Source organism: Runella sp. R0.1_18 (assembly GCF_057652155.1).
The window spans coordinates 393,037-413,672 of record NZ_JBYFCK010000004.1; the positions used below are offsets into that span (position 1 = coordinate 393,037).

At 45.1% G+C, this 20,636-nt stretch carries 19 protein-coding genes; 14 read left to right on the forward strand and 5 right to left on the reverse strand.

Annotation, left to right across the window (positions count from 1 at the left end; genetic code table 11):
* The first annotated feature begins 62 nt into the window (after positions 1-62).
* Positions 63-1,916 (forward strand): glycoside hydrolase family 127 protein, encoded by a 1,854-nt coding sequence (locus AC23P2_RS09530; protein WP_487772978.1) that lies wholly within the window; start codon positions 63-65, stop codon positions 1,914-1,916.
* A 25-nt stretch (positions 1,917-1,941) separates the two neighbouring features.
* Here AC23P2_RS09530 and AC23P2_RS09535 read toward each other — a convergent pair whose 3' ends face one another.
* The 3 genes from AC23P2_RS09535 to AC23P2_RS09545 are packed head-to-tail and all read right to left on the reverse strand — an operon-like array spanning position 1,942 to position 4,349.
* Complete coding sequence (locus AC23P2_RS09535; RefSeq protein WP_487772979.1) at positions 1,942-3,765, reverse strand: ABC transporter ATP-binding protein; 1,824 nt, start codon at positions 3,763-3,765, stop codon at positions 1,942-1,944.
* A complete protein-coding gene (locus tag AC23P2_RS09540; RefSeq protein WP_487772980.1) occupies positions 3,766-4,119 on the reverse strand; it encodes a DUF5615 family PIN-like protein in 354 nt (117 codons plus the stop codon).
* Positions 4,116-4,349, reverse strand: a complete 234-nt coding sequence (locus AC23P2_RS09545) for a DUF433 domain-containing protein (protein WP_487772981.1) — start codon at positions 4,347-4,349, stop codon at positions 4,116-4,118. The genes AC23P2_RS09540 and AC23P2_RS09545 overlap by 4 nt, the downstream gene beginning before the upstream one ends.
* A 187-nt stretch (positions 4,350-4,536) precedes the next feature.
* Between AC23P2_RS09545 and AC23P2_RS09550 the strand changes: the two genes are divergently transcribed.
* The 5 genes from AC23P2_RS09550 (at position 4,537) to AC23P2_RS09570 (ending at position 11,875) form a co-directional block, all read left to right on the forward strand.
* Positions 4,537-6,900 (forward strand): PSD1 and planctomycete cytochrome C domain-containing protein, encoded by a 2,364-nt coding sequence (locus AC23P2_RS09550; RefSeq protein WP_487772982.1) that lies wholly within the window; start codon positions 4,537-4,539, stop codon positions 6,898-6,900.
* A 33-nt stretch (positions 6,901-6,933) separates the two neighbouring features.
* Positions 6,934-8,391, forward strand: coding sequence for a DUF1501 domain-containing protein (locus AC23P2_RS09555; protein ID WP_487772983.1), 1,458 nt, complete (start codon positions 6,934-6,936; stop codon positions 8,389-8,391).
* Positions 8,392-8,519: 128 nt separating this feature from the next.
* Positions 8,520-9,053, forward strand: coding sequence for an REP-associated tyrosine transposase (locus AC23P2_RS09560; RefSeq protein WP_487772984.1), 534 nt, complete (start codon positions 8,520-8,522; stop codon positions 9,051-9,053).
* A gap of 95 nt (positions 9,054-9,148) precedes the next feature.
* The gene (locus tag AC23P2_RS09565) at positions 9,149-11,290 is read left to right on the forward strand and encodes an FN3 associated domain-containing protein (protein WP_487772985.1); all 2,142 of its coding nucleotides are present in this window, start codon (positions 9,149-9,151) and stop codon (positions 11,288-11,290) included.
* A gap of 39 nt (positions 11,291-11,329) precedes the next feature.
* Entirely contained in the window at positions 11,330-11,875 is a 546-nt protein-coding gene (locus AC23P2_RS09570) for a DUF2911 domain-containing protein (RefSeq protein WP_487772986.1), read from the forward strand.
* A 1-nt stretch (position 11,876) separates the two neighbouring features.
* Here AC23P2_RS09570 and AC23P2_RS09575 read toward each other — a convergent pair whose 3' ends face one another.
* Positions 11,877-12,419: a DUF2141 domain-containing protein gene (locus tag AC23P2_RS09575; RefSeq protein ID WP_487772987.1), complete on the reverse strand. Its 543-nt coding sequence runs from the start codon at positions 12,417-12,419 to the stop codon at positions 11,877-11,879.
* Between the two features lie 130 nt (positions 12,420-12,549).
* Between AC23P2_RS09575 and AC23P2_RS09580 the strand changes: the two genes are divergently transcribed.
* Positions 12,550-14,016, forward strand: coding sequence for an MFS transporter (locus AC23P2_RS09580; protein WP_487772988.1), 1,467 nt, complete (start codon positions 12,550-12,552; stop codon positions 14,014-14,016).
* A 216-nt stretch (positions 14,017-14,232) separates the two neighbouring features.
* Here AC23P2_RS09580 and AC23P2_RS09585 read toward each other — a convergent pair whose 3' ends face one another.
* Complete coding sequence (locus AC23P2_RS09585) at positions 14,233-14,916, reverse strand: hypothetical protein (protein ID WP_487772989.1); 684 nt, start codon at positions 14,914-14,916, stop codon at positions 14,233-14,235.
* A 237-nt stretch (positions 14,917-15,153) separates the two neighbouring features.
* Between AC23P2_RS09585 and AC23P2_RS09590 the strand changes: the two genes are divergently transcribed.
* The 7 genes from AC23P2_RS09590 (at position 15,154) to accC (ending at position 20,611) form a co-directional block, all read left to right on the forward strand.
* Entirely contained in the window at positions 15,154-15,699 is a 546-nt protein-coding gene (locus AC23P2_RS09590; RefSeq protein WP_487772990.1) for a YceD family protein, read from the forward strand.
* A gap of 60 nt (positions 15,700-15,759) precedes the next feature.
* The gene (gene rpmF, locus AC23P2_RS09595; protein WP_028525183.1) at positions 15,760-15,951 is read left to right on the forward strand and encodes a 50S ribosomal protein L32; all 192 of its coding nucleotides are present in this window, start codon (positions 15,760-15,762) and stop codon (positions 15,949-15,951) included.
* 128 nt (positions 15,952-16,079) lie between these two features.
* Positions 16,080-17,018, forward strand: a complete 939-nt coding sequence (gene plsX / locus AC23P2_RS09600; RefSeq protein ID WP_487772991.1) for a phosphate acyltransferase PlsX — start codon at positions 16,080-16,082, stop codon at positions 17,016-17,018.
* Positions 17,019-17,087: 69 nt separating this feature from the next.
* A complete protein-coding gene (locus AC23P2_RS09605; protein ID WP_028525185.1) occupies positions 17,088-18,077 on the forward strand; it encodes a beta-ketoacyl-ACP synthase III in 990 nt (329 codons plus the stop codon).
* Positions 18,078-18,171: 94 nt separating this feature from the next.
* Positions 18,172-18,735, forward strand: coding sequence for an elongation factor P (gene efp / locus AC23P2_RS09610; RefSeq protein ID WP_472490899.1), 564 nt, complete (start codon positions 18,172-18,174; stop codon positions 18,733-18,735).
* A 36-nt stretch (positions 18,736-18,771) separates the two neighbouring features.
* Complete coding sequence (gene accB / locus AC23P2_RS09615) at positions 18,772-19,251, forward strand: acetyl-CoA carboxylase biotin carboxyl carrier protein (RefSeq protein ID WP_487772992.1); 480 nt, start codon at positions 18,772-18,774, stop codon at positions 19,249-19,251.
* Between the two features lie 16 nt (positions 19,252-19,267).
* The gene (accC, locus tag AC23P2_RS09620) at positions 19,268-20,611 is read left to right on the forward strand and encodes an acetyl-CoA carboxylase biotin carboxylase subunit (protein WP_183975257.1); all 1,344 of its coding nucleotides are present in this window, start codon (positions 19,268-19,270) and stop codon (positions 20,609-20,611) included.
* The last annotated feature ends 25 nt before the right edge of the window (positions 20,612-20,636 follow it).

Below are 20,636 nucleotides of genomic sequence, written 5' to 3' on the forward strand. Positions count from 1 at the left end.
TGAGAGCGATTAAAAATCATCCTCTCTGTGCTTTTCTTCCTAGTAAAACTATCTACCTCTCCATGAAATCTTGTCTCTACTTCATCATCGCTATGGCTGGAGCTATTAGTGCATTAGCACAGCGGCAAATTGTACCTGTTAATTTTTCGCAGGTCACGGTCAATGATTTTTTTTGGAAACCTCGCATTGAGAAAGTGCATTCGGCGACGTTGCCCGTGTGCATGACCTATACCGAGGACTCAACGGCGCGGATTCGCAATTTTGAAAATGCCGCGAAACGAAGCGGGCAGCATAAAGGCATTTATTTTGATGATTCGGACGTCTATAAAGTCATTGAAGGTATTGCTTACACCCTCAAAACTACGCCTGACAAAAACTTAGAAGCCAAAACCGACGAATGGATTGATAAGATTGCCGCCGCTCAACTTCCCGATGGCTATTTGAATACGTACTATACACTGAAGGGACTTGATAAACGCTGGACCGACATGGAAAAGCACGAAGACTACTGCTTGGGGCACTTGATAGAGGGGGCCGTGGCCTATTATGACGCTACCAAAAAACGAAAACTACTCGATGTCTCGGTTCGGTTTGCCAATCATTTTGATTCGACTTTTCGCCTTCAAAACCGACCTTGGGTAACAGGACACCAAGAATTGGAATTGGCACTGGTTAAATTGTATCATACCACTCAAAACGACCGCTACCTCAAACTCGCCGACTGGTTGATTGAACAACGTGGCAAAGGAAACGGCCGTGGGCAGATTTGGACGGATAAAAACTTTGACGGTGCTCGCTATTGCCAAGACGATGTGCCCGTCCGCGAAATGAACGACATCAAAGGCCACGCCGTAAGGGCCATGTATCTCTACACGGGTATGGCCGACGTAGCCGCCGAGACAGGCGATCGTGGCTACACCCAAGCCCTCGAACGCGTATGGGCCGATGTGGTAGAGCGAAATATGTACATTACAGGCGGAATCGGTTCTTCGACCAAAAACGAAGGCTTTACCGTGGACTATGACCTTCCCAACGAATCGGCTTACTGCGAGACTTGTGCCTCGGTGGGTATGGTCTTCTGGAATCAACGAATGAATCTCTATTCGGGCGAATCGAAATACGTCGATGTACTCGAACGTTCGCTTTATAACGGTGCGTTAGCAGGCGTACAACTGACGGGAAATTTGTTTTTTTACGTAAACCCGCTGGCTTCGTTTGGGATGCACCACCGCAAACCTTGGTATGGGACAGCTTGTTGCCCCAGCAACGTATCACGCCTGTTACCATCGGTAGGAGGCTATATTTACAACACTTCGGCGAACTCGCTTTGGGTGAACTTGTACGTTGGAAGTAGTACTGAAGTGAAATTGGGAAATAACAAAGTAAAGTTTAGCCAAAAGACCAACTACCCTTGGGCAGGTGAAGTAGAGTTTAAAGTAGTACCCGATAGCAGCAAAGCTGATTTTGGTGTTAAGTTGAGAATCCCCGCATGGTGTGAAAAATACAGCGTTGAAGTCAATGGAAAGGTCGTTGCGAACCTTGTCGCAGAGAAAGGGTACGTGACGGTTTCGCGCACATGGACAAAAAACGATGTGTTGAAACTTCGTATGGATATGCCTGTAAAAGTTGTCGCGGCTGACCCTCGCGTGCAAGCCAATGTAGGCAAACGTGCGATTCAGCGTGGCCCGCTTGTGTATTGCATTGAAGAACAAGACAACCGTCATTTGGATTATGACCAAATGGTGCTTTCGTCCAAAACCCAATTTACAACAGCATTTGAGCCTGCTTTGCTCGGAGGTGTCACTACGATTAAGGCCCAAAACGGCGGCGATAGCTTTACGTTGATTCCTTACTATTCTTGGGACAACCGCCAAGCTGGCCGCATGAAAGTATGGATGGACTGGAAAGGAAAATAACCGCAAACGGTTCCGTATCGGAAGTTTAGCTTTGCATTAAGCTTAACTTCCGATAAAAGCTTTTTTCTTCCTTCAAAAGCGCGTCGTGTGTGCCGCGTTCGATGATTTTTCCACCGCTCAATACCAATATTTCATCGGCGTGTTGAATGGTGCTGAGGCGGTGCGCGATGACCAAGGTCGTGCGGTTTTTCATCAAATTAGTCAAAGCTTCTTGCACCAACTTTTCGGATTCGGTGTCCAAGGCTGAAGTTGCTTCGTCCAAAATCAAAATCGGAGGATTTTTCAAAATTGCTCTTGCAATGCTCAAGCGCTGACGCTGCCCACCCGAAAGCTTAGTGCCTCGGTCGCCGATGATTGTTTGGTAACCGTCTGGCTGTTCCAGAATAAAATCGTGGGCGTTGGCGATTTTAGCCGCCGCCATCACTTCGGCTTCGGTGGCCTCGGTGCCAAAAGCGATGTTGTTAAAAATCGTATCGTTGAAAAGAATCGACTCTTGCGTTACAATCCCCATTTGGTCGCGCAGCGATTTTGTGGTGATGGAACGTAAATCCAGCCCATCAATCAAAATTTGCCCGTCAGTAGGGTCATAAAAACGGGGAATCATATCGGCAATCGTTGATTTACCCCCGCCCGACGAGCCTACAAGCGCAACAGTTTTGCCTTTTTTGAGTGAAAAAGAAATGTTTTGCAATACAGGAACTCCTTTTTCGTACTCAAACGAAAGGTTTTTTACTTCAATTGCTGAGTTAAATTGCTTGAACTGCTGGGCATTGGGCGCATCTTGAACTTCCAAAGGCATGTCAATCAAACGCATGATACGTTCGCCCGACGCCACTCCGCGTTGGATGCCACTGATGGCGTTAGAAATCTCTTTGGCTGGCCGTAACACCTGCGAAAAAATGATGATGTACGTCACGAAGGTAGAAGCTGAAAGCTCAAAATTATCAGAAAGCACCATCGAGCCACCGTATAATAAAATCCCCGCTACGACCGAAACTCCCATAAATTCTGACATCGGTGGGGCTAGTTCTTGACGAAACACCATGCGCAACAAGGAATGGCGATAGCCTTGGTTTTCTTCTTCAAAACGGCGACGAATGACTTTTTCGGCGTTGAAACCCTTCACCACGCGAATCCCACCAAAGGTTTCGTCGAGGACGCTGATGATATTACTCAAACGCTGCTGCACTTCCGAGGCTGATTCTTTGAGTTTTTTGGCTAACGTTCCAATAATAATCCCCGAAAGAGGAATGACTATGAGCGTAAAAAAAGTCAGTTTGACCGACATAGCAAAGAGCGTGACGAAGTAAAAAATAAGCGTAAACAGCTCTTTGAACAACGCACTAAACGCCCGTCCGAGCGAGTTTTCGATTTCCTGAACGTCGGTGGTTACGCGAGAGATAAGGTCTCCTTTGCGTTCGTTGGAGAAAAACGAGAGGCTCAAACGAATGGCACTGTCAAAGACCGCTTGGCGCAGCTGGGCGACGGTGTGTGCTTTAAAATTTTCAATGATTCGTATTGAAAGATATTTAAAGACGTTGGCCAAAAAAACGCACAGCAAAATAGCCCCGCACACAAATTGCAACGCTCCGAGTTTTCCGTATTGCTGAATGGCGTGCCCAAAGTAATATTGGAACAAATCGACCAAATAGGCTGCATCGAAACGGAAAGAAGGAAAAACCAATTGAGACGGAATTTTTGCTTTCCCAAAAAGAACATCTAGTAAAGGTTGAATCAGTGTAAAATTGAGTACCCCAAACAAGCTACCCAATAAAGAGGTAAAAAAGTACGGCCCTACGTATCGGCTAAGCGGGCGGGCGTACTGTAAAATGCGCCAGTAAATTTTCATTTAGCTATGTAAATCAATTTTGTCGATGCCCACTATTACCAGGTCTTTATACTTTAGTAATTGAATAAGCTTGTCGAAGTTTTGTTCAAAAATGCTTTTCATCTCCCTAATTCTCATGTTCCCTGCTTTGACCATAATGAGTTTTCGGGGCTGTTTTTTTAAGAGAAAGGAGTTGTAGAAGTCTTTGTCTTTTGTGACGAGGATATAATTATTTTCAATCGCGATTTCTAAAATTTCGCTGTCAGGTGTGTCGTTTTTTTGGGGTAAATCAAGTGTATGAATCGCCTCATAACCTCTATTTAAGAAGACAAATTTTAGAACTGGGGGCAGTTGAGCATCAATCAAAAACTTCATGCGACTAAATTTGCACTTTGTACTTTGAGTGTTGTGAGGGCATATTGAATACAAGCCAATACGTCTTCTCGCTCTAAGTCGGGAAATTGTTCTAAAATGTCTTCTACGCTATCGCCACCCGCGAGATATTCCAACAACCCTTCTACCAAATAACGAGTATTACGAATGGTAGGTTTTCCGTGACCCACGCTAGGGTTTAACGTAATTCGGCTCAAATAGGTTGTGTCCATACAGTTCGATTTTAGGGTTCAAAGGTACAAAAAAATACCCATTGTGAATGAGCTACTATATAACGTAGATGACTCAAAAACAATTTTGGTAAAAAGAAAAAGACCGCAGATGAGTATAAATTAGTTTTTAATATTTTTTAAAATATATTTGTACTTATTATAAACTGTTCCTGCCTTTATCGTGAAAATGAATCGAAAAATACTTTCTTACCTGTTCAAAAACAGGCTTTTAATAGGAGTAGGCATTGCAGTTAGTTGTGTGACTACTGCTTGCTTTCTGAATGGAGGTAGCACGTCGGCAGCTTCTGTTCCTGACGAGGTTGACTATAACTATCACATCCGACCGATTCTCTCGGATCGTTGCTTTAAATGCCACGGCCCCGATGCTAACAAACGGGAGGCTGATTTGCGTTTGGACACCGAAGAAGCCGCTTACGCCGCGCTGAAAGACAATGCTAAACTCCACGCGATTGTGCCAGGTAAACCCGACGAGTCGGCGGTGTGGTTACGCATTATTACCAAAGATACGGCCGAAATTATGCCGCCTTTGGAATCCAACCTCAAATTGAACGAGCACGAGATTGCACTGATTGAAAAGTGGATCAAACAAGGGGCAAAATACAAACCCCACTGGGCGTTTATTGCGCCAGAAAGACCCAAGTTGCCTAACGTTGACAACGATGCTTGGCCCAAAAACTCCATCGACTACTTCACGTTGGCCAAAATGGAGGAAAATGGCCTAAAGCCCAACGAAGAAGCCGATAAAGAACGGCTTTTGAAACGGGTGGCCTTGGATATTACGGGGCTTCCGCCTTCGCTTGATTTACAAGAACGCTTTTTGAAAGACGAGTCGCCCAATGCCTATGAAAAAGTGGTGGACGAATTGCTAAGTTCAAAACACTATGGCGAAAAAATGGCGATTCCGTGGTTAGATGCTGCTCGGTATGCCGATTCGCATGGGTACCAAGACGATGGACTACGAACCATGTGGCCGTGGCGTGATTGGGTGATTCATGCCTTTAACCAAAATTACAGCTACAGTAAATTTTTGACGTGGCAACTTGCGGGTGATTTGATCGTAAAACGTCAGAAGGGCAATCCCGCTAATCCTCGTATCAAGGAGGCATTGCTGGCAACGGGCTTTAACCGTAATCATAAAATCACGCAAGAAGGAGGGGTGATTGACGAAGAATACCGCATCGAATACGTAACTGACCGTACCAATACTTTTGGGAAAACGTTTTTGGCATTGACCTACGAATGTGCCAAATGCCACGATCACAAGTACGACCCCATTCTACAAAAAGATTACTACAGTGCTTTTGCTTTCTTTAACCAAGTGCCCGAAAAAGGCTTGGTAGGGACGATTGATGCCTCTTTTGCCGATCCTCCAAACCTGAAATTGACGACCAAAGACGTCAAGAGTATTCTGACCTTTGTCAATAAAACCGATACCGCCGATGTGACGGTTATGGTGATGCAAGATTTGGATACGTTACGCAAAACGCACGTGTTGGGGCGTGGTAATTATGACCAACCGACCGATGTAGTTGGAGCTCAAATGCCCAAATTCTTGTTGCCTTTTGATACCAAAAAATACCCCGAAAACCGCCTAGGGCTTGCCCAGTGGATGCTTGATGCGAAAAACCCGCTAACGGCACGCGTGTTTGTGAATCGGGTGTGGCAAGAGTTCTTTGGACGCGGCATTGTCAAAACCGTTGGCGATTTTGGAATGCAAGGTGAGTTGCCTTCGCATCCGCAGTTGTTAGACTGGTTAGCGGTGGATTTCCGCACCCACGATTGGAACATTAAGCGTTTGGTGAAACAAATCGTGATGTCGGCAACCTATCGACAGTCGGCCGTGATAACGAAAGAACACTTGGCCAAAGACCCCGAAAATGTGTTGCTGGCTCGTGCCCCTCGAATGCGCCTTTCGGCGGAGTTGGTGCGCGATTTTGTGTTATCTACAAGCGGACTGCTCAGTCCTGCCATTGGTGGGCCAAGCGTCAAACCTTATCAGCCAAAGGGCTTGTGGGAAGTAGCGACTTCAGGGCGTGGAAGCCTTAAAAGCTACATTCAAGACCACGGTGATAGCCTTTACCGCCGAGGGATGTACGTGTTTATAAAACGGACGGTGCCGCCGCCATCCATGTTGATTTTTGATGCTTCGAACCGCGACCAATGCGAGGTGAAACGTTCCCGAACCAATACACCACTTCAGGCATTGGTAATGCTCAACGACCCCGTTGTACTTGAGTCTGCTAGGGTTTTGGCTGAGAAATTAGCCGTTGAAAAAATCCCTGACGAGGATAAAATCAAGAAAGCGTTTCGCATCGTCGTATGCCGAACAGGGAAGGAAAAAGAGCTCAGTGTGCTCGAAAAGTATTTTGAAAGTGAGCAATCGGTGTTTGCCAAAGACCCCAAAAAGGCGGCGAAACTGCTGAGTGTAGGAGAACGTCCGCAAGCACGAATCGCTAATCGTTCTATGGTAGCAGCCCTTATGCAATCCATACTGATGATGTATAACTTGGAAGAGGCGATTATGAAATAACTGAGCACGAACACACAACAATTCATTAAAACTATGAATAAGAACGAATTTTTTGAAAACCGTTTGAATGTCAACCGTCGGCATTTTATGGGAAAAATGGCGGCGGGGATTGGTAGTGTTGCATTGGGGTCTTTGCTTGTTCCTGACTTGTTTAAGGGGGCAGGGGATGACGTAGAAGAACTGCCTTTGGGGGTTGCTCAGTTTGCACCCAAAGCAAAACGAGTCATTTATTTGTTCCAAAACGGAGCTCCATCTCAGTATGAAAGCTTTGAATATAAGCCGTTGCTCAATAAAATGGCAGGTGAAGAACTGCCCGCCTCGATACGGATGGGGCAACGCCTAACGGGGATGACGGCCAATCAAGCCAAGTTTCCGTTGGTAGGTTCCTATTTTAAGTTTGCGCAACATGGCCAATCTGGAATGTGGATGAGTGAGTTGTTTCCCAATATTGCCAATATTGCGGATGATCTTTGCATGATTAAAACCATGAATACCGAGGCCATCAACCACGACCCTGCATTGACTTTTATGCAGACGGGGGCGCAGCAGGGCAATCGCCCAAGCATGGGTTCGTGGGTAAGCTATGGTTTGGGTAGTGAGAATAAAAACTTACCTGCGTTTTCGGTGTTGCTGTCGCGTGGTAAAGGCAATGGACAAGGGGTGTACTCAAAACTTTGGTCAAACGGATTTTTGGATTCAACGCACCAAGGAGTGGTATTTAGTAGCGGTGAAGACCCTATTTTGTACCTCAACAACCCCGCAAACTCCGACCGAGCGTCGCACCGAAAAATGCTTGATAACTTAGCTGAATTGAATAACATGGCATTCGATGATTTTGGCGACCCCGAAATCAAAGCCAAGGTTCAGCAATATGAAATGGCGTATCGGATGCAAACGGCCGTTCCTGAATTGACAGATTTGAGCAAAGAACCTGACCACATTGTCAAAATGTACGGCCCCGAGTGTTTGGTACCAGGGACGTTTGCTGCCAACTGTTTGTTGGCACGTAAGCTTTCGGAAGCAGGAGTGCGCTTTGTGCAGTTGTATCATCAAGGCTGGGATCAGCACGGAAATATGGTCGGTGAAATGCCATTGCAAGCCAAAGATACCGACCGTGCTTCAGCGGCTTTGATTACCGATTTGAAACAACGTGGCCTGCTCGACGAAACATTGGTAATTTGGGGAGGAGAATTTGGGCGTACTAACTATGGTCAAGGAACTTCAACCAAAGATAACTATGGCCGCGACCACCATCCAAGGGCGTATTGTACGTTTATGGCAGGGGGAGGCGTAAAACCTGGGACAGTCTATGGCCAAACGGATGATTTTGGGTACAACATCGTGCGTGACCCTGTTCATATCAACGATTTTCACGCGACGGTGATGCACTTGATGGGTATCAATCACGAAAAACTTACCTACAAGCACCTCGGCCGCCGCTATCGCCTGACCGACTTGGCTGGAAAAGTATTGCCTGGGCTAATTGCGTAATAGGCTGGAAGCCTTGTAATAGTCGTCACTCGGCAGAGCCGAGCGACTGCGCCGAACGATTGCAGTCGCTCGCATCCTGCGAGTGACGACTATCATAAGGCCTCTGGCCATAAAATGTAACAGAAACCATGTCTGAGCTTCGTAAAGCAAATATACCCGACGCCACCTATTTTGTGACTTTGACGGTTGTAGGATGGATAGATGTATTTACACGACGAGAATATTGCGATGAAATAGTCAAAAACCTTGCTTATTGCCAGCAAAAAAAAGAGTTGGAAGTTTTTGAATACGTAATTATGCCAAGTCACCTCCATTTGATTTGCCGCCGAAATGAGGGAGTTTTGAGCGAATTATTACGCGATTTTAAAAGCTATACATCCAAACGATTACTAGGGTTGATTCAAGAAAATGAACAAGAAAGCCGTAAAGAATGGCTGATGTATATGTTTCATTTTTTTGCAAATCGTTACGCTCAAAATGCGGAGTATATGTTTTGGCAAAAAACAAATTACCCGATTGAGTTATATTCTAATAAAGTAATTCAACAAAAAGTAGATTATATTCATGAAAACCCCGTGAAGGCAGGTATTGTGACAGAGCCTTGGTATTACTTATTTAGCAGTGCCTGTGCTGAATCGCCTTTGAAAGTAAGTAATTTATGATGCAGGCTGGAAGCCTGCTAATAGTCGTCACTCGGTAGAGCCGAGCGACTGCCTTAAAATTCGACATTCCGCCCTCTAACCTCGACACTTAAAAAATGTTTCGTTTCCAAACCCTTCTATCTTATTTACTGGTTGGCCTTCACGTATTATTGTTGTTTTTGTTGATTTTTCAGGAAAAAGTCATGCTGCCCGCTTGGCTTCAGCCCGTCGGACGAATGCACCCGATGCTGTTGCATTTGCCGATTGGTCTGTTGGTCATTGTGGGACTACTTTGGATTTTTAAGCGGGAGTTTGCGGGTGAAAGCTTTACAAAACTCATGAAATTTGTTTTGGGCATAACCGCTTTGTCGGCCGCAGTAGCTGCTTTGATGGGTTTCTTTTTGTCGCGCGAAGAAGGGTACACCGCCGATGTACTCAGTTGGCACAAATACACGGGCATCGGGTTGAGTTTCTTGTGCTATGGTCTTTGGGCTTTGTACCAGACAACCCAAGAACAGCGCCTTTTTACGCCACTGTTGGGGATTAGTGCCGTTGCTATGTTCGTGACGGGGCATTTTGGTGCAAGTTTGACCCACGGGGAAGGCTACCTGTTTCCCAATGCCGACGCAGCATCGCAGTTAACGTTTACGGACGACACCCCTGTCTTTGAAGCGGCGATTCAACCCATTTTGAAAGCCAAATGCTACCAATGCCATAACGAACAAAAAACCAAAGGAGAACTGCTGATGACAACCCTTGCGGGTTTGCTTAAAGGAGGGAAAAATGGCCCGATATGGGTAGCGGGCGATGCCCTAAAAAGCCACCTTATCCAACGTGCCAATTTGCCACTGGAAGATAAAAAACACATGCCACCCAAAGGCAAAGCTCAGTTGGCCGCCGACGAAATTGGCGTATTAATGGCTTGGATTAACGCAGGTGCTAGTACTAAACAGAAGGTGGGGCAGTTGGCCGCAAATGACCCCATTAGGGCTTTTTTGAACAAAGAAAAAAGCGCTGAGGCTCAAGTAGCCACGTACGATTTTGAGCCTGCTAGTGAAGAAACGATTGAAAAGCTAAACACGCCTTTTCGCGTTATTTTTCCGATTGCGAATGGTTCACCCGCATTGCATACCGATTTTTTTGTGCGTCAAGCTTACAAGCAAGAACAGTTGGGAGAGTTGTCCGAAATCAAAGAGCAGTTGGTGGCATTGAATTTGTCAAATATGCCCGTCAAAAACGAAGACCTGAAAACCATCGGGCAGTTTGAACAACTTGAAAAATTGGTGTTAAATAATACCGACATTACCGACGCGTCTTTGTCGAACTTGCAATCGTTGACCAAATTGAAATCATTGTCTCTTTCAGGAACGAAACAGACAAAAGCAGGCATGGCGGCATTGGCAAAACTTCCAGCTCTTAAAGAAGTGTTTATCTGGAATACCCCTATTTCGGAGGCCGAAGCCAAGGAACTTCAAAAACAACACCCTGCCATTCGTTTTGAGATGGGGTACGTACCTACTGATGCCGAAAAATTGAAGCTCAACCCTCCTGTGTTGGTCAACGAAAATTTGGTTTTAACCAATGCTACCCCCGTTTCGTTTAAACATCCTCTCAAAGGTGTTACCATTCGCTATACCACCGACGGAACTTTGCCTGATTCACTGACGGCACCAGCTTACCAAAAACCGTTTGCACTGAACGGCTACACCATCGTAAAAGCACGGGCGGTAAAAGACAAATGGTACGCCAGCGATATAGTCGAATATACTTTTTTTAAAGGAGGATACCGCCCCAAAACGGTAGAATTGCTCAACGAGCCTAACCCACAATACATGGGCGAAGGAGGTGGAACGCTGGTAAACTTTAAAAAAGGGGAGGCCAACGACTTTAAAAACAAAGCATGGCTAGGCTACCGAGAAAAGCCGTTGGAAGCACTTTTTGTATTTGACAAACCAACGCCCGTCAAATCGGTGATGTTGAGTATAGGACGAAACATAGGAGGGTATATTTTTCCGCCAGCGTCGATTGAAGTGTGGGCAGGAAACGACCGTACTAAACTCCAATTAATGCAGAAGCTGAACCCTGTTCAGCCGACCCAAAACGAAGCAGCGCGGATAGAGGCCATCGACACCAAGGTAAAAGAAGGTAGCTATACTTTTATCAAGGTAATTGCTCGACCTGTAGCCAAACTCCCCGAATGGCACGGAGGCAAAGGGCAACCCGCTTGGGTATTTGTGGACGAAGTATTTTTTAATTGAGTACGTATCGTTTTATTTGTAACATAAACCCTTTTACCTATGAAAAAAGCCCTCAAATGGATAGGCATCGTGGTCGGTGCACTAGCAGTAGTGTTGTTCGTTGCATTCAAGTTCATGCAATTAAATACCAAAAAAGCAAGCCCAGAAGCAACGGTTAATTACAAAAAAGACGGGACAGAAGTGTCGGTGTTTTACTGTCGCCCCTCTAAAAGAGAACGCGAGATTTTTGGCGAATTGGTGCCTTACGGCAAAGTATGGCGTACGGGAGCCAACGAGGCCACGACCTTTACCACCAACAAAGACTTAAGCATTGGAGGTAAGACCCTACCAGCAGGAAAATATACCCTTTGGACGATTCCTCGGGAAGACAAATGGACAGTTATCTTCAACAATAAAATGTACGATTGGGGAGTAAGTTTCGGAGGAGAAGCAAGCCGCGAGGAAAGTGCAGACGTTCTTCAAGTGGATGTACCTGTCAATATATCTTCAATTCCAGTAGAAAAATTTGAAATTTCATTTGACGAAAATCAACCCGCTCTTGTCTTGGAGTGGGATATTACCAGAGTGGTCGTCCCTTTCAAATAACCTAATCAATAAGCTTGATTTTCTGACGGTTTTGGGGGCTGTTTTCCTTGATTTCAATGGCACAGTCCTCAAAACTTGGCGCAGAAAGAATCGGCCTAAAATTCTTACTAAACCCAAAAGGTTCTTTGGGATAGCCTACCATGTTTTTATCAAGTTTACCGTTGTCGTTGATGTCATGATAGACCGCAATGACGTACCTTCCTGCGGGTAAACTAACGACGACTTGTTGCGTCGTTGCTGCGGTAATCGGTACTACTTTAAAGAAATCTGGCTTTGCTTTTGGCCCCGTAAAAGGGTTTCCTTCCCGAAAAATTCCGATGCGAAGGCTTCCCCTCGTTTGTGTAATATTGGAGACATCCACCGAGACCGTAACGCCATTTTCAGTGTGTGGTTTGCTGTCTTTCTCGTGTGGCTGGTTGCTCACAACGTGTGGGTGGTTGCTCACAACCAGCCCAAAGCCCCAAATAGCACTCGGAAGCATTTTATTCGCGAATGATTGAATTGAAAACAGGCTAAAAAGAAGGCTTACAAGAAGATTTTGCATGGGATAACGGCGGAGATGGTTTATTGTTTTCATCCTAATTTTTATAACTTAAATGTAAACCAGAAGGTTTGCAATTCGTTGCTAATTGTCTATACTTGCAGAAATACTTGATTTTAAACTTAACCTAGTGATGAAAGAAAAAAACAATTTAAGTTTTTGGCAAATTTGGAACATGAGTTTCGGATTTTTAGGGATTCAGTATGGCTTCGGATTACAGCAGGCCAACATGAGTCCAATCTTCCGATACCTCGGTGCCGACGAAGCTTCAATCCCTGGTCTTTGGCTCGCAGGCCCACTCACGGGGCTACTACTTCAACCAATTATTGGCGCGGTATCCGACCGCAGTTGGTCGCCCAAATGGGGGCGTCGTCGTCCGTTTATATTGGTAGGGGCACTTGTTGGAAGCCTTGCCATGATTCTCATGCCCAATTCTTCGGCCGTATGGATGGCGGCAGGGTTGATGTGGATGCTTGATGCGGGGCTCAACTCGGCCATGGAGCCATTTCGGGCTTTTGTAGGTGATATGCTCAACGAAAAACAACGCCCCGTGGGTTTTGCGGTACAATCGTTTTTTGTTGGTTTTGGACAGACCCTCGCCAACCTCATGCCGTACATTTTGCCACTTTTGGGCATTTCGATGGTTTTGAGCGACGAGCAACTCGCCAATGGTATCCCTAACTCGGTTCGTTATCCTTTTTACATCGGAGCTGCGTCGATTTTGATTGCCGTATTTTGGACCATGCGCACCACTAAAGAGTACCCACCCGAGAATGATGACTACAAGAAAAAGCATGTTTTTACCGACGAAGAGAAAAAATCTATTTCCTTTTGGCACCTATCGCTTGCCGTGGGGGCTGCTATTCTAGGCTTCGGATTCGCGTATTTTTCAGGAGGACTAGCGACTGGACTTCAGTGGGGATTGGGCATTTTAATTGGAGGCTATTTGATTTTGATGCTCCCTGTTTTTAAAGAAATTTTGGCGCCATTGTCATCCATGCCTACCGTGATGCGCCAGCTTTGGTGGGTAAAATTTTTCACCTGGTACGGACTTCCGTTGATGTGGCAATATTTATCGCTTTCCGTGGCCAAATACGCCTTCAATGCCCCCGATGCCGTTTCTAACCCTACGGGTTTTGAGGAAGGAACAAAATGGGGTGGTTTGTGTTTTGCCATGTTTAGCGTATCCTGCGCAGTGATTTCCTTTTTTATTCCCCGAATCGTAAAAATGGTGGGAAGCTCACGCGGAACGCACGCACTATTTCTGGTTCTCGGGGCAATGGGCTTTTTTATGACATTGCTTTCTAATGATAAAATGGTATATCTCGCAGGAATGACCATCATCGGTTTGATGTGGGGGTCAATTATGTCAATGCCTTATTTGATGTTGGCTGCCGCTGTGCCTAAAGAAAAAATGGGCGTGTATATGGGGATTTTCAACGGGTTCATTTGTGTCCCGCAATTCATCGGGATGTTAACTGTTCCTATTTTTTATAAAACACTTCTTGGCGACGACCCACGCAATGCGCTCGTTTTGGCAGGGGTTTGTATGTTATTGGCCGCAGGCTCGTGCTTCTTGGTCAAAGAACAGCAAGCGTAGAACGAATTACGAATGAGTGAAAAAGAGAAGGGTCTTGAAACTTATCTGTGAGTTTCAAGACCCTTCTCTTTTGTTTCGCCTGTCCCAAACTATACTTAGGAGCAAAATGGCTTCTATCGCTTGTTCTAAACTGTAATTTGGGACAAAAATGGCTTCTATCGCTTGTCCCAAACTGTAATTTGGGACAAAAATGGCCTTGCGTCTCTGACGCCAATGTTATTTCTTCCCAAAGTTATACCCCAACGTCACGAAGAAAATCTTAGACTCCGTGTTGGCATAAGGTTTCACGCCATTTTCTGAAAAATCGGGATTTAAGAAATCAGTGAGATAATATTGCACTTTCAACCCAAATCCGCTTTTGGTTTGGAACCCTGCAAAAACGGCAGGCATAAATGGGTTGGAACGGTTGCTAAACCACTCGTTGAACTTATCGACTTTTTCGCCGTTGATAAATGTTTTTTGCTTGAAGTTAATAGCATACGCAGCTTCGGCACCACCATAGACATAAAACTTACGAAGATCGCCGATTTTGATACCTACAGGAACGCCCAAGGCATACACCCGTTGTTTGTACTTAAATACGTCGGTTTTGACAGTTCCAACGATTGTTTCTTCGGTAATCATTCCAATGTTAGTCAAATTCAAACCTGCAAAAAGGCCCAAGTGGTTGCCTAAATCGACGTTGGCGTTGGTTCCAATGTTGAAAAACATCGTGAAACGTGGGATAGAAGACACTTCTTCCCCGTCGCGGGTAACTTGGGCAAATGATAGCAAGCTGGCATTCCCTCCTCTGGTATAATACACTTTGGAGTTATTCTTTTTCTGAGAATAATCGTCTGAGTCTTGGGCGAAAGCACTGAATGAAGCAGCGAAGGCGAGAGCGAAGATGAACGTTTTCATGGCTATAAATTTGTTTAGTTTAAGAACTGATTTCGATAGCAAGATGCAGCAACGACTCCAAAAAGTTGCGCGATTAGGATAAACGGAACGATTTGCAGGATAAGTGGTTTATAATGTAGTTGGAAGAAAAAAAGGAAGCTGGCTTTTGGAAAAAACCTTTAAAAAACAGCAGAAACTTTTTTTGACTTGTGAATATTAATAATTAATTCTAACTTTGCAGCCCATTTTGACAGAGAAGTGAAAGCGCTAACACAGTACGACATAGACATTTACGGCTTAAAAGAAAAGCAATATGTTTTTGATTTTGAGTCTAAAAACGAGTTTTTTGAAGAGCTGGAGCAAGAACTCATTGAAAGTGGGCACTTTAAAACCCATTTAAAACTGGACAAATCGGCTACGATGCTGATGCTTACTTTCCACATTGTTGGGAAAGTAGATTTGGTTTGTGATCGCAGTCTTGAGGTATTTGAAGAGCCTTTGGACATTCAGGAACGGCTCATTTTAAAGTTTGGCGACCACAACGAGCAGCTTTCTGACGAAATTGAACTCATTCGTCAAGACACGGTTCGTATCAATGTAGCCAGTCATATTTTTGAGTACATCGCATTGGCATTGCCAATGAAAAAACTTCATCCACGATTCCGAACCGACGAGGAGGAAATAGAAGACGATGAAGAAATTGACGGAATTTTGGTTTATCAAACTCCCGAGGAAGAAACACCAGAAGAGCCAGAAGATGACGACCCGCGCTGGGCAGCCCTAAAAAAGCTAAAAGGCAATTAATACGCACTTTTTTAAGTATTTATAAATAGCAAACGAACAATTAATTAAAGACATAAGGTAATGGCACATCCCAAACGAAGACACTCAAGCACACGCCGTGACAAGCGCCGTACGCACGACGCATTGACGGGCAAGGCTCTTTCTACTGACCCAACAACAGGCGAAGTACACGTAATGCACCGCGCCCACGTTTTTGAGGGTAATCTGGTTTATAAAGGCAAAGTTGTAGTAGAAGGCTACGCAAAAGTCTAGTTTATAAAGCATTGTATATGAAAGCATTTCATCACAACTTGTATAGAAAGTTGCGATGAAATGCTTTTTTAGTATTGCTTATCTACTATTTTTACAGCCTCTTACTACCCAATACCTACAATAGAAAAATGAAAATAGGAATAGATGCAATGGGAGGGGATTTCGCCCCCGAGGCAATTGTGGAAGGTGCTGTCTTAGCAGCAGCTAATTTACCAACCAATGTCCAGCTGGTGCTTATCGGCAAACAAGACATCGTTAATCAGTTAGTGACTAAGTACGGCTATCAAGGCTCGCAGATTGAGGTGGTACACGCAGAAGACGTGGTAGAGATGGGTGAACACCCCACCAAAGCCTTATCCCAAAAACCTCATTCGAGCATTTCAATTGGGTTTAAGTTACTCAAAGAAAAGAATATAGACATCTTTTGTGGCGCAGGCAATACGGGAGCAATGCACGTAGGCGCTTTGTTTAGCATCAAAGCGATTGAAGGCATTATCCGCCCCGCAATTGTTGGGCTTGTCCCTCAGAAAAAAGGAGGATACGCTGCCATGCTTGATATTGGAGCCAATGCCGACTGCAAACCAGAAGTGCTTGAACAATTTGGCGTGATTGGCTCTATCTACGCCCAATATACCTTTGGCATCGACAAACCACGCGTGGCATTGATGAACATTGGTGAAGAAGAACAAAAAGGTTCGCTCGTAGCTCAAGCAGCACACCAGCTTTTGAAAGAAAATACACGTATCAACTTCGTTGGTAACATGGAAGGCGGCGACTTTTTCGATGACAAGGCCGACGTAATCATTACGGATGGTTTTACGGGAAATGCCCTTTTCAAACTCGCAGAATCGTTTTATACGGTCGTAAGCGAACGAGGTATCAAAGATGACTACATCGACAAAATGAACTACGAAGCGGTGGGAGGAAGTAGCATCGTGGGCGTAAACGGCAATGTGATGATTGCACACGGTATTTCGTCACCAACGGCTATCAAAAACATGATTACTTGGGCTTGCAAACAAGTGGAAGCTCAAATCCATGTCCATATTGCCAAAGCATTGAGTTGAAACCACCTTTATCGTCGTCCCTCTGAGTTATAAAGAGGTGAGACCTAATCACTTATATCAAAGTAAAAAATGAGTCAAATTCGCGCGGCTATTACGGGGATACAAGGATACTTACCCGATTATGTACTAACCAACGCTGAGTTGGAGAAAATGGTAGATACCAACGACGAGTGGATTACGGCCCGTACAGGTATTAAAGAACGGCATATCCTCAAAGGCGAAGGACTGGGTACATCTCACATGGCCGCCGAAGCAGTAAAAGGGCTTTTGGCCAAAACAAACACTGCGGCAGGTGATATTGACTTGTTGATTTGTGCAACAACTACTCCCGATTTTGTATTTCCGAGTACAGCCAATCTCATCTGCGACATGGTGGGCATTAAATCCATCGGAAGTTTTGATATTCAGGCGGCTTGTTCGGGCTTTATTTATGCCCTGACGGTCGGTTCGCAGTTTATCGAAACAGGTAAATACAAGAAAGTGATTGTGGTAGGAGCGGATAAAATGTCGGCTATTATTGACTACACCGACCGTACGACCTGCGTGTTGTTTGGGGATGGAGCAGGCGCTGTTTTGCTCGAACCTAACACCGAAGGACTCGGAATTTTAGATACTATTATCAAATCAGACGGAGCTGGTCAGCCATTTTTGCACCAAAAAGCAGGTGGAAGCCGCTTCCCGCCCACGCACGAAACAATCGACAAACGCTGGCACTATGCCTACCAAGATGGTCAGTCAGTATTTAAGTTTGCTGTCACCAATATGGCCGACGTTGCGGCTGAAATCATGGAGCGTAACCACCTCTCAGGCGACGACGTGGCGTGGTTGGTACCTCACCAAGCCAACAAACGCATCATTTCCGCAACGGCTAACCGCATGAAAGTCGGAATGGACAAGGTGATGCTGAACATTCATAAATACGGAAACACGACTGCGGCAACCATTCCTCTGTGCTTATGGGATTATGAATCGCAACTAAACAAAGGCGATAATCTCATTTTTGCCGCTTTTGGAGGAGGTTTTACGTGGGGTTCGGTGTATGTAAAATGGGCGTATTAACGAGGAAACTTCTCAATTCTCAAAAATCAAATTTCGATAAGAGGCTAGGGTTATTCGTAGCCTTCAATCTAATGAATTAACGATTCATACTAAAATGGCAACAACTGCAGACATCCGTAATGGATTAGTAATTAATTTTAACCACGATTTGTTTCAAATTGTCGAGTTTCAACACGTTAAACCTGGTAAAGGAGCGGCTTTTGTACGTACAAAATTGAAAAGCCTTACCAGTGGTAAAGTGTTAGACAATACCTTTAACTCTGGCGTTGCCATCTATCCTGTGCGCGTTGAGCGCCGCGAGTTTCAATTCCTTTATAAGGATGAAGCAGGATACAACTTCATGGATAACGAGTCGTTTGAGCAAATTTCAATCGACGAGAAATTGGTTGATGGAGCTGATTTGATGAAAGAAGGTCAAGTCGTAGAAATTTTATTGAATACCGAAAACGAAGCACCTCTCACGTGCGAACTTCCAGCCACAGTTGACTTGGAAGTAATATATGCAGAGCCAGGCATTAAAGGCGATACTGCTAACAACCCTCGCAAGGCAGTAGAAGTAGAAACGGGAGCGCGTATCATGGTGCCTATGTTTATCGAACAAGGTGATAAAATCCGCATCAAAACGGCTACCAGAGAGTACTCAGAACGCGTTAAGTAAGACGTAAGTCTCCAAAAAACCTAACTTCAAACAACAATGGAAATTAAAGACATTCAAAAACTACTCGATTTCATCGCTCACTCAAGCTTAGATGAAGTAAATATCGAAACTGGTGAGTTTAAAGTAAGCGTAAAACGCAACGCCGTTACTACCGTGGTTGCTGCTGCCCCTGCTCCAGTAGCAGTAGCACCAGTGGCCGCCGCTCCAGCTCCAGTAGTGGCCGCTCCTGCGCCAGCAGCAGCACCAGCTCCTGCGGCCAAAGCGGATGAATCGAAGTATTTGACCATCAAATCACCAATGATTGGTACTTTCTACCGTTCAGGGGGACCAGATAAACCTTCGTTTGTAGAAGTAGGCGACGAAGTAGCAACTGGAAAAGTGGTTTGTATTGTAGAAGCGATGAAGCTTTTCAACGAAATCGAATCGGAAGTATCAGGTCGTATCGTAAAAGTATTGGTTGAAAATGCTACGCCTGTAGAATACGACCAACCATTGTTCTTGGTAGAGCCTGCTTAACAATTTCCAAAAACTCATGTTCAAGAAAATACTAATCGCCAATCGCGGGGAGATTGCATTGCGCATTATCCGTACTTGCCGCGAAATGGGTATAAAAACAGTCGCTGTGTATTCCACAGCAGATCGTGATAGTCTTCACGTCCGCTTTGCTGATGAGGCTGTGTGTATTGGGCCTCCGCCAAGCCGTCAATCATATTTGAGTATTCCTAACATCATTTCTGCCGCAGAAATTACCAACGCTGATGCCATTCACCCTGGATACGGGTTTTTGTCAGAAAACGCTGAATTTTCGCGAATTTGTGCCGAATACGGTATCAAATTTATCGGAGCAACGGCCGAGCAAATCAACTTCATGGGGGATAAGTCAACCGCCAAGGCAACGATGAAAGCTGCTGGAGTTCCCGTAATTCCTGGTTCAGAAGGGTTATTGGAATCGGTTGAAGAAGGAAAAGAACTTGCGAAGGGAATCGGTTATCCTGTGATTGTCAAAGCCACTGCAGGTGGTGGTGGCCGTGGGATGCGGATTATCAAAGACGAAAGTGAATTTCAGAAAGCATGGGACGATGCTAAAATGGAATCAGGAGCAGCCTTCGGAAATGATGGCTTGTACCTTGAGAAATTTGTAGAAGAGCCTCGTCACATCGAAATTCAGGTAGTAGGGGACCAATACGGAACCGTTTGCCACCTTTCGGAGCGCGATTGCTCGATTCAGCGTCGTCACCAAAAATTGGTCGAAGAAACTCCATCACCAATTGTATCACCCGAGCTTCGTGAGCGCATGGGCGAAGCCGCTATTCGTGGAGCGTCAGCGATTGCCTACGAAGGAGCAGGAACGATTGAGTTTTTGGTGGACAAATACGGCGAGTTTTATTTCATGGAAATGAACACGCGTATTCAGGTAGAACACCCAATCACGGAAGAAGTGACTGATTTTGATCTTATTAAAGAACAAATCAAAGTAGCGGCTGGCGAACGTATTTCTGGTCAAAATTATTCTCCTAAGCTATACGCGATGGAGTGCCGTATCAACGCCGAAGACCCTGCCAACGGTTTCCGCCCGAGCCCAGGAAAAATTACGCAGTTGCATTTCCCTGGAGGACACGGTGTTCGTATCGACAGCCACGTGTATGCAGGTTATACCATCCCACCAAACTATGACTCAATGATTGCGAAAGTAATCGTCAGTGGCCAGTCGAGGGAAGAAGTAACAACGCGTATGAAGCGTGCCTTGCAAGAGTTTGTAATTGAAGGTATCAAAACAACGATTCCTTTCCACATTCGCTTGATGGACGACGCAGGCTTCCAATCGGGAATGTTTACGACAAAATACCTCGAAACATTTGATTTTAGTGGTTTGTAATAAATCATAAAACGGAGTTTCTGTT

Bases quoted from the DNA above. Each gene is read 5' to 3' on its own strand.
- AC23P2_RS09530 (WP_487772978.1), top strand. From the start codon at position 63: ATGAAATCTTGTCTCTACTTCATCATCGCTATGGCTGGAGCTATTAGT.
- AC23P2_RS09535 (WP_487772979.1), bottom strand. From the start codon at position 3,765: ATGAAAATTTACTGGCGCATTTTACAGTACGCCCGCCCGCTTAGCCGA.
- AC23P2_RS09540 (WP_487772980.1), bottom strand. From the start codon at position 4,119: ATGAAGTTTTTGATTGATGCTCAACTGCCCCCAGTTCTAAAATTTGTC.
- AC23P2_RS09545 (WP_487772981.1), bottom strand. From the start codon at position 4,349: ATGGACACAACCTATTTGAGCCGAATTACGTTAAACCCTAGCGTGGGT.
- AC23P2_RS09550 (WP_487772982.1), top strand. From the start codon at position 4,537: ATGAATCGAAAAATACTTTCTTACCTGTTCAAAAACAGGCTTTTAATA.
- AC23P2_RS09555 (WP_487772983.1), top strand. From the start codon at position 6,934: ATGAATAAGAACGAATTTTTTGAAAACCGTTTGAATGTCAACCGTCGG.
- AC23P2_RS09560 (WP_487772984.1), top strand. From the start codon at position 8,520: ATGTCTGAGCTTCGTAAAGCAAATATACCCGACGCCACCTATTTTGTG.
- AC23P2_RS09565 (WP_487772985.1), top strand. From the start codon at position 9,149: ATGTTTCGTTTCCAAACCCTTCTATCTTATTTACTGGTTGGCCTTCAC.
- AC23P2_RS09570 (WP_487772986.1), top strand. From the start codon at position 11,330: ATGAAAAAAGCCCTCAAATGGATAGGCATCGTGGTCGGTGCACTAGCA.
- AC23P2_RS09575 (WP_487772987.1), bottom strand. From the start codon at position 12,419: ATGCAAAATCTTCTTGTAAGCCTTCTTTTTAGCCTGTTTTCAATTCAA.
- AC23P2_RS09580 (WP_487772988.1), top strand. From the start codon at position 12,550: ATGAAAGAAAAAAACAATTTAAGTTTTTGGCAAATTTGGAACATGAGT.
- AC23P2_RS09585 (WP_487772989.1), bottom strand. From the start codon at position 14,916: ATGAAAACGTTCATCTTCGCTCTCGCCTTCGCTGCTTCATTCAGTGCT.
- rpmF (WP_028525183.1), top strand. From the start codon at position 15,760: ATGGCACATCCCAAACGAAGACACTCAAGCACACGCCGTGACAAGCGC.
- plsX (WP_487772991.1), top strand. From the start codon at position 16,080: ATGAAAATAGGAATAGATGCAATGGGAGGGGATTTCGCCCCCGAGGCA.
- AC23P2_RS09605 (WP_028525185.1), top strand. From the start codon at position 17,088: ATGAGTCAAATTCGCGCGGCTATTACGGGGATACAAGGATACTTACCC.
- efp (WP_472490899.1), top strand. From the start codon at position 18,172: ATGGCAACAACTGCAGACATCCGTAATGGATTAGTAATTAATTTTAAC.
- accB (WP_487772992.1), top strand. From the start codon at position 18,772: ATGGAAATTAAAGACATTCAAAAACTACTCGATTTCATCGCTCACTCA.
- accC (WP_183975257.1), top strand. From the start codon at position 19,268: ATGTTCAAGAAAATACTAATCGCCAATCGCGGGGAGATTGCATTGCGC.